This window comes from Candidatus Hydrogenedentota bacterium (assembly GCA_012523015.1).
Classification (GTDB): Bacteria; Hydrogenedentota; Hydrogenedentia; order Hydrogenedentales; family CAITNO01; genus JAAYBJ01.
This window is the reverse complement of the sequence record JAAYJI010000351.1, coordinates 1-7,139: the sequence shown is the minus strand read 5'-3', so window position 1 is coordinate 7,139 and position 7,139 is coordinate 1. Positions and strand designations below refer to the sequence as shown.

Annotated in this window: 6 protein-coding genes; 1 reads left to right on the top strand and 5 read right to left on the bottom strand. The window is 50.3% G+C overall.

Features of this window, described 5'->3' with window-relative positions:
• Positions 1 to 179 precede the first annotated feature (179 nt).
• From aroC to GX117_15090, 3 genes are all read right to left on the bottom strand, one after another.
• Complete coding sequence (gene aroC, locus GX117_15100) at positions 180 to 1,787, bottom strand: chorismate synthase (GenBank protein ID NLO34654.1); 1,608 nt, start codon at positions 1,785 to 1,787, stop codon at positions 180 to 182.
• 20 nt (positions 1,788 to 1,807) lie between these two features.
• A complete protein-coding gene (aroA, locus tag GX117_15095; GenBank protein NLO34653.1) occupies positions 1,808 to 3,088 on the bottom strand; it encodes a 3-phosphoshikimate 1-carboxyvinyltransferase in 1,281 nt (426 codons plus the stop codon).
• 129 nt (positions 3,089 to 3,217) lie between these two features.
• Positions 3,218 to 4,117, bottom strand: a complete 900-nt coding sequence (locus GX117_15090) for a dihydrodipicolinate synthase family protein (protein ID NLO34652.1) — start codon at positions 4,115 to 4,117, stop codon at positions 3,218 to 3,220.
• A 292-nt stretch (positions 4,118 to 4,409) separates the two neighbouring features.
• Here GX117_15090 and GX117_15085 point away from each other — a divergent pair, with 292 nt between their 5' ends.
• Positions 4,410 to 4,637, top strand: coding sequence for a hypothetical protein (locus GX117_15085; GenBank protein ID NLO34651.1), 228 nt, complete (start codon positions 4,410 to 4,412; stop codon positions 4,635 to 4,637).
• Positions 4,638 to 4,872: 235 nt separating this feature from the next.
• Here GX117_15085 and GX117_15080 read toward each other — a convergent pair whose 3' ends face one another.
• Positions 4,873 to 6,342: a hypothetical protein gene (locus GX117_15080; protein ID NLO34650.1), complete on the bottom strand. Its 1,470-nt coding sequence runs from the start codon at positions 6,340 to 6,342 to the stop codon at positions 4,873 to 4,875.
• A 57-nt stretch (positions 6,343 to 6,399) separates the two neighbouring features.
• On the bottom strand, positions 6,400 to 7,139 hold a 740-nt coding region (locus GX117_15075; GenBank protein ID NLO34649.1), incomplete at its 5' end, for an alanine--tRNA ligase.

Sequence of the window (7,139 nt, the reverse complement as noted above, 5' to 3'; positions counted from 1 at the left end):
TCATCTCGTGTAAAATGGTGGTGGGACATTATGGACTCCTTCGGGTGTTTGGTTAGAACTATTGTACCGAAGATCTCTGTGATGTCCTCTTTTTTTGCACCCGTTGCATTTCAACCTTGAATCCGCCATTTGCATGTTGCGGGGTTATTTTTTGAGTATGGGATTCGGATCGCGAGGCTTTAGATGGGATAATACCGTGCTGCCCAGTCGGGATTGAGACGTGCTTGCATTTCGAAAGCATCGAGCAACACAAAGGCCGCCATATTTTCGATGACAGGCACGGCGCGCACAACAATGCAGGGGTCATGTCTGCCTTTGACTTCCACGTCGCAAGGCTCACCGTCAACAGTGACTGTATGTTGTTTTGATGCAATGGACGCGGTAGGTTTCACCGCAACACGCATAAGAACAGGCGCTCCGCTGGAAATACCGCCGAGAATACCGCCATGATGGTTGCTGGTGAATCCGTCAGGATCCATGCCGTCATTGGCTTGGGACCCTCGCAGTTTGGTGATGGCGAAGCCGTCGCCCACCTCCACGCCTTTGATGGCGCCGATCGTCATGATGGCACTACATAAGCGAGCGTCTAGCTTTCCAAAAACCGGGTCACCCAGCCCCGGCGGCAACCCGTAAATCTCAAGCTGTATGACGCCGCCAACAGAATCTTTTTGGGCACGTGCGTTTAAAATCGCCTCTTCCATTTGTGGTGCCACATCGGGGTCAGCACAGCGCACAGGATTTTTTTCAATAAACTCATGGTCACATTGTGTCGCCTGAATACCGGCTATCTCCACGGCATGGGCAACGATGCGAACGCCGAAATTAGCGAGGATCTTACGGGCAAAAGCACCGGCGGCAACCCGGCACGCTGTTTCTCTTCCGGACTGGCGCCCGCCGCCGCGATGATCGCGCAATCCATATTTTTGGTAGAAGGTAAAATCTCCGTGTCCCGGGCGGAATAGCTCTTTGAGGTGGTCATAATTTTTCGAGCGTTGGTCTTCGTTTTGGATCATCATCGCCAGAGGCGCACCCGTCGTTTTTCCTGCATACACGCCGGAAAGAATTTCGACGGCATCGGCTTCGCGTCGTTGTGTCACGACTTTACTTTGTCCGGGGCGGCGGCGATCAAGTTCCTTTTGGATATCTTCTTTGTCGAAGGCGATACCCGGGCGCACGCCGTCAAGGACGACACCAATGGCTTTGCCGTGACTCTCACCGAAAGTAGTACATTGAATAATTTCGCCAAAGGAATTGGCGCGTAAACTGCGAAGCGCCAATTCTTCACCTACACGATCGGCAAGTGCCGCGGCGAGTTCTTCGGGAACGCCATCAGTGGTATCCAAAACAATATCGGCGAAAGGAGTCAACACTTCTTTGCGTAAGGCACATTGCTGATAAAAGCGAAACTCTCCGTTTTCATCGTTAAAGGCGGGTGGAATGCCATGATTCGTTGCGCGCTCCCAGAGCACGGCGGGCTGTGCCTTCAAGAGAATCAACACGCCCCTGCGCCGCAAAGGTATACGCGAATCGGGATTCATCATAAGTTCGCCGCCGGTAATGACAACATGGTAGGCCAGTTCGGAAGCTTTGACCGCCGCTTCACGTTCAAGAAAACGGAAGGCCTCTTCCCCATCTTCAATAAAAATCTCGCGGCAACTGCGGTTTTTGGGGTCGAGGGTTTCTATAATGCGGTCTGTGTCCACCCACGGCCGCCCCAGCTCTTCAGCCAACGCAATACCAACCGTGGTTTTCCCTGCGCCTTTAGGGCCCATAACAACAATATTCATCACTGTGTTTCCTTTAATACTTAATGGGCGTCATCGCTAAGCAGGCCGCCAATAGCGGCTAGATCCTCAAAGAATCTTGGGTACGTGACATTAACGGCTTCTGCGCCTTGTACTACGACCAAGCCCGGTATAGCGGTGGCAATGACGGTAAGCGCCATAACAATACGATGATCACCATGACCGTTGACTTTGCCGCCGTGCAAGGATCTGCCTTCAATCATCATTCCATCTTCAAACTCTGTGATGGCTGCGCCCAGTTTTTCCAATTCTTCGCGCATCACACGAATACGATCTGTTTCTTTCAGTCGTGCCTGCGGCACATTGACGAGCCTTGTTGTTCCTTCAGCGAAACACGCAAGAGCCGCCATTATAGGTAAAGCGTCAGGAGTATCGTTGAGATCAAATTCACAGCCGCGCAACGCTTTTGCACTGACAACAGTGCCTTCCGGCTCATCCTTGACCTCTGCTCCCATTGCCTTCAGATACTCAAGAATCGCTTTATCACCTTGTGTATCGTTCTTGTCGAGCCCACGAGAACAAATTTTATTTCCGGGTAACGCCCCTGCCGCCAAGAAAAACGCGGCTGAGCTAAAATCAGCCGGAACAGCACAGTCTACCGGCGCATATTGTTGACCGCCCGGGATATGAAATTCTGTGAGGTCACTGTCATACCTTACCTCAATCCCTTGCCGTTCAAGCCAACTCAAGGTCATCATGACATAAGGTTTTTCATTTAAAAGCGGTACCTGCAATCGGGTATCTTTTTCGGCCAAAGGCGCATTCATTAACAAGGAACTAACATACTGGCTTGTGACGGCTTCAATTTCCGTTTCACCGCCACGGAGCCTGCCTTTTATAACCATGGGCGGACATCCGTTATTCCGTGTGGAATGTGCCTGTGCCCCTAAATCGTTGAGGGAAGCAGCCAGCGGTCCACAAGGACGAGAGCGTACTTGTGCATCGCCCGTAAGTACCGCCGTGCCGGACTGAAGCAACGCCGCACTCCCCATAACCATACGCATCGTAGTACCGGAATTTTCGACATGAATAATATCATCGGGCGCTTTTACAGTACCGCCGGTTCCCTGTATCCTCCAGAGATCCGAACTCATCTCAATCTCGGCGCCCAGCAAGGTATAAGCGTTGCGGACTGCTTCCGCGTCCATAGATTCCAGGGGTCGTCTGATCTTACTCTCCCCTGTCGCTAATGCCGCCGCCACAACGGCACGAATGGTGTGGGATTTAGATCCTGGTATAGTAACCTCACCACGCAGGGAGCTCTGGGCAATCGTCAGATCCATGACACTCATATCCTCTTCATAATAGGCGTTCCGCCAACAACGCCAATACAGAACAAAGAGACAGAATGAGCAAGCAACGACCCGCTCATTCTGTCTTAACAGTTCATACTCCAGATTACAAAAAAGAGTTTAAATAATGCCGATTTCTTCTAGGCCTTTTTTAAGGTTACGTTTCTCGGCAGCTGTCAATTCACGTTGAGGCGGACGCGCATAACCTGCATCAAAGCCGCGCATGCGGAGACCTTCTTTGAAAGCGGCCAACATCTGACCATATTTGAAAAGGCGGGCAGCTTTTTCAAGGCGCACTTCTTCTTTCCAAGCTTTCTTCAGGTCACCCTTGATTATATTGTTGTAGACCGCGGCATAAATTTCGCAAACTACATTGGAAAGGCCCGATACAACAGCGGGGCAGCCGGCAAGAATGGCTTGGTAGCCATAGTCGTCAACACCGCAAATCACGCTGAAGCCGTCAGGTGTGTTGCCGATCATGCGTGTAATTCCCTGCATGGATCCCGAACTGTCTTTAATGCCGACAATATTTTCTTCCGATTCAGCGAGGCGGATCACCAGTTCCGGATGCAGCACATTACGTGCACAGGACGGAATGTTGTACAGCAAGATGGGAAAACCGTCAACGGCACGCGCGATGCTTTTGTAATAAGTGAAGAGGGAAGCATCGTCGTAGGCGTAATATCCCGGCGCAACAATAGACGCTGCCGTAGCTCCGCAGTCGCGTGCGTGACGTGTCAATTCGATGGTCGTCGCCGTATCAAAGGTACCGGTGTGAGCAATGACGGGAACTTTCTTATCAACAGAGCGTAATACTTCTTCTAAGGTTTCGCGCCGTTCATCAGGTGTCATCAACATTCCTTCACTCGTGGTGCCACAGGGGAAAAGGCCATGAGCCCCCTGTGAGAGTATCAGGTTTGCCAAAGGACCGACCTTCTCATAGTCTACATTCTCCCCGCCCTTTGTAAAAGGGGTGACCATGGCGGATATAATTCCGTTGATCTTAAATTTTTGTGTCATTGCATTACTCCATTGGGTTAATTTTGAGACAGTGTAGGCGTTACAGGATCGTAACGATTGCCACTATGATACCCTATTCAGGGTAAGCCGGTACAATCCATGTTTATCTTGGATTATTAATGACTTTAACATCGGAGAATCACGGTTAAAATCCAAGATTTTTTATATAAAAAAAAACTTTACTTTCAAGACCGAATATTGTATAATATCGTATAGAAAGTTCTATGCGTGCTAAAAGTGTTACATCAAAATTTGACGATGAGGCTTAAAAGACAGCAAGGAGATTGGATTTATGAACAAAGTAAAACGTATGTGGGTTCTGGTTTTAACGTTGGTAATTCTGACTTGTGTTGTGACTGGTGTTGCCATTGCAGCGTCTAGCAGCACTGCTTCTACAGACAAAGAAGTCGCGACGAGCACAGTAAGCGGCGGAGCGGGTGGTGCCGGTGGCGCGGCCGGTGGTGCCGGCGGCGGCGCGACAGGCGGCGGCGGCGCTGATGTCCGCGTAGCATACTATTAATTTTACCTGAGTTTTTATTGATACTGAATAGTTGAAGCAGGATGTTTGTCCAAGACGAATATCCTGCTTCTTTTCTTTTTATACACCAAAAATTATTTCGCTTGAATCGACATCGCTCCCGCACTAAGGCCATGCAAGCATACGGGTAATTCTGAAGGTAGTTACCGGAAAAGTAATCCATCGCGGAAAAGATGCGAAGTTATATCTCTCCCTCTCTACCGATGTTTTTCTTCTCTTATCCCAATAGAGCCGCAATAATTTCGGGAGCCTGCTTCATGGCATCAGGTAATTTTTCCACGTCCTTACCACCTGCCTGCGCCATGTCGGGCCTTCCGCCGCCGCCACCACCCACCAGAGGCGCCAGTTGCGCGACAATCTTGCCGGCGCTGATACGGTTAGTCAAATCTTTCGTGACTCCTGCCGCCAAGGCGACTTTTCCATCACAATCACTGCCCAATACGACAACCCCCGATCCGAGCTTATCGCGGCTTTGATCAAGGAGTGCACGCAGGCTTTTAGCATCCATTTCTTTCACATGCAGCACAAGCGCCTTGACGCCTTTGATATCCTGCACCTGATTCATCAAATCGGTGCCGCCGCCTGTTGCAGCCTGTTGCTTCCATTTTGCCACTTCGCGGTCCAGACGTTTATTGTCGGCAAGCAGCATTTTGATGCGATCTTCCAACTGATCCGGTCGTGTACTCAACAATTGGGTTGATGCGGAAAGCTGCCGCTCATGTTCTTGTATGGCTTCAATGGCGGGCGCGCCGCACACCGCTTCAATCCGGCGTACGCCGGCGGCAATGGCGGACTCAGTAAGTATCTTGAACAGACCAATAACGCCTGTTCGGGAAACATGACATCCACCACATAATTCTTTACTAATCCCCGGGGTTTGCACAACACGGACAACGTCTTCGTACTTCTCGCCGAAGAGTGCCATAAACCCTTCTTTGCGGGCATCATCCAAATTTTTGTGATCTATCTGTACCGGAAGATCCATGCGTATGGCGGCGTTCACTTCACGCTCAACGTCTTGCAGACGCTCTAAATCAATGCCTTCAAAATGAGTGAAGTCGAAGCGAAGGCGATCAGGGCCTACATAGGATCCTGCTTGCTGGACATGCTCGCCAAGTGCATGCCTAAGGGCGGCTTGAAGCAAATGGGTCGCAGTATGATGATTTTCTGTTTTACGGCGTTTGTCCGCATCGATTTGTGCGTGGACCGTATCGCCCACTTGCAGTCGTCCTGAAATCATGGTGACCTGATGGACGAAACTCTTATCGACTTGGCATCGAGTACTGTCTACACGTGCCGTAGCATGGGCATTTTCGAAGAGCCCTGTGTCTGCTACTTGCCCGCCTGATTCTGCGTAAAAGGGGGTTTTATCCAATAGGATCCCGCCCGTTTCCCCTTCTTCTAAATGATCGCGTTGTTGGTCGTTGCTGATGATGGCTTGAATAGTCGCTTCGGAAGCGTCATTGTCATAACCAATAAATTCGGTATCCCCTAGTTTGTTGTGCAGTTCCCGATAGACAGGCGACACAGACTGTTGTCCGCTGCCGGTCCAAGCGTTACGTGCTTTGGCGCGCTGTTCTTTCATGGCAGCGGTAAATCCATCTTTATCCACTTCATAGCCGCGCTCTTCGGCGACATCGGTGGCGAGATCCAATGGGAAGCCGTAGGTATCATGCAACTTAAACAATTTTTAACCGGGAACGAGGGTCTCACCATTTTGCTTCATATCTTTGAATACATTTTTCTAGAGATCCATACCCCGTGCCAGTGCACTGGCGAAACGTTCTTCTTCCGTTAAAATAACTTTTTCAATACGTGCTCTGCCCTCAATCAATTCAGGGTATTGTTTACCCATCAGATCAATGACGGTAGGCGCGACTTTATGTAAGAAGACTTGTTCTAAGCCCAATTCGCGGCCGAAACGGGCGGCACGCCGTAACAAACGCCGAAACACATAGCCCCGTCCTTCATTGCCGGGCAAAATACCATCGGCGATCATAAAACTAAGTGCTCGGATATGATCTGCGATCACTCGGTAGGGCACGGGATTTTCTTCGTAGGGCACTTTGGTCAAGTCCCGCGTGGCTGCAATAATAGGGAAGATACCGTCTGTATCAAAAACTGTTTCTTTATTCTGAAGTAAGGCGGCGATGCGCTCCAGTCCCATGCCCGTATCGATACCCCGGTTCTTGAGCTGCGGCCGCGATCCATCCTTCTGTTGGTCGAATTGGGGGAAGACGAGATTCCAAAATTCAAGATACCGTTCTTTGGGGTCATTTTCGAGGGTGGCGTTGGGGTCTATATGTTCGCCCCGATCGTAAAGTAACTCTGAACAGGGCCCACAGGCACCCGTATCACCGGCAGGTCCCCAAAAATTATCAGCGTCACCGAGCCGAACAATACGGTCAGGGGAAATACCGATTTCTTTTTCCCAAATAGTGGCGGCTTCGTCGTCATCTTTGTATACAGAGACCACGACTGCCT

Excerpts from the sequence above, each read along its gene's own strand:
- aroC (NLO34654.1), bottom strand. The coding sequence starts at position 1,787 with ATGAATATTGTTGTTATGGGCCCTAAAGGCGCAGGGAAAACCACGGTT.
- aroA (NLO34653.1), bottom strand. The coding sequence starts at position 3,088 with ATGGATCTGACGATTGCCCAGAGCTCCCTGCGTGGTGAGGTTACTATA.
- GX117_15090 (NLO34652.1), bottom strand. The coding sequence starts at position 4,117 with ATGACACAAAAATTTAAGATCAACGGAATTATATCCGCCATGGTCACC.
- GX117_15085 (NLO34651.1), top strand. The coding sequence starts at position 4,410 with ATGAACAAAGTAAAACGTATGTGGGTTCTGGTTTTAACGTTGGTAATT.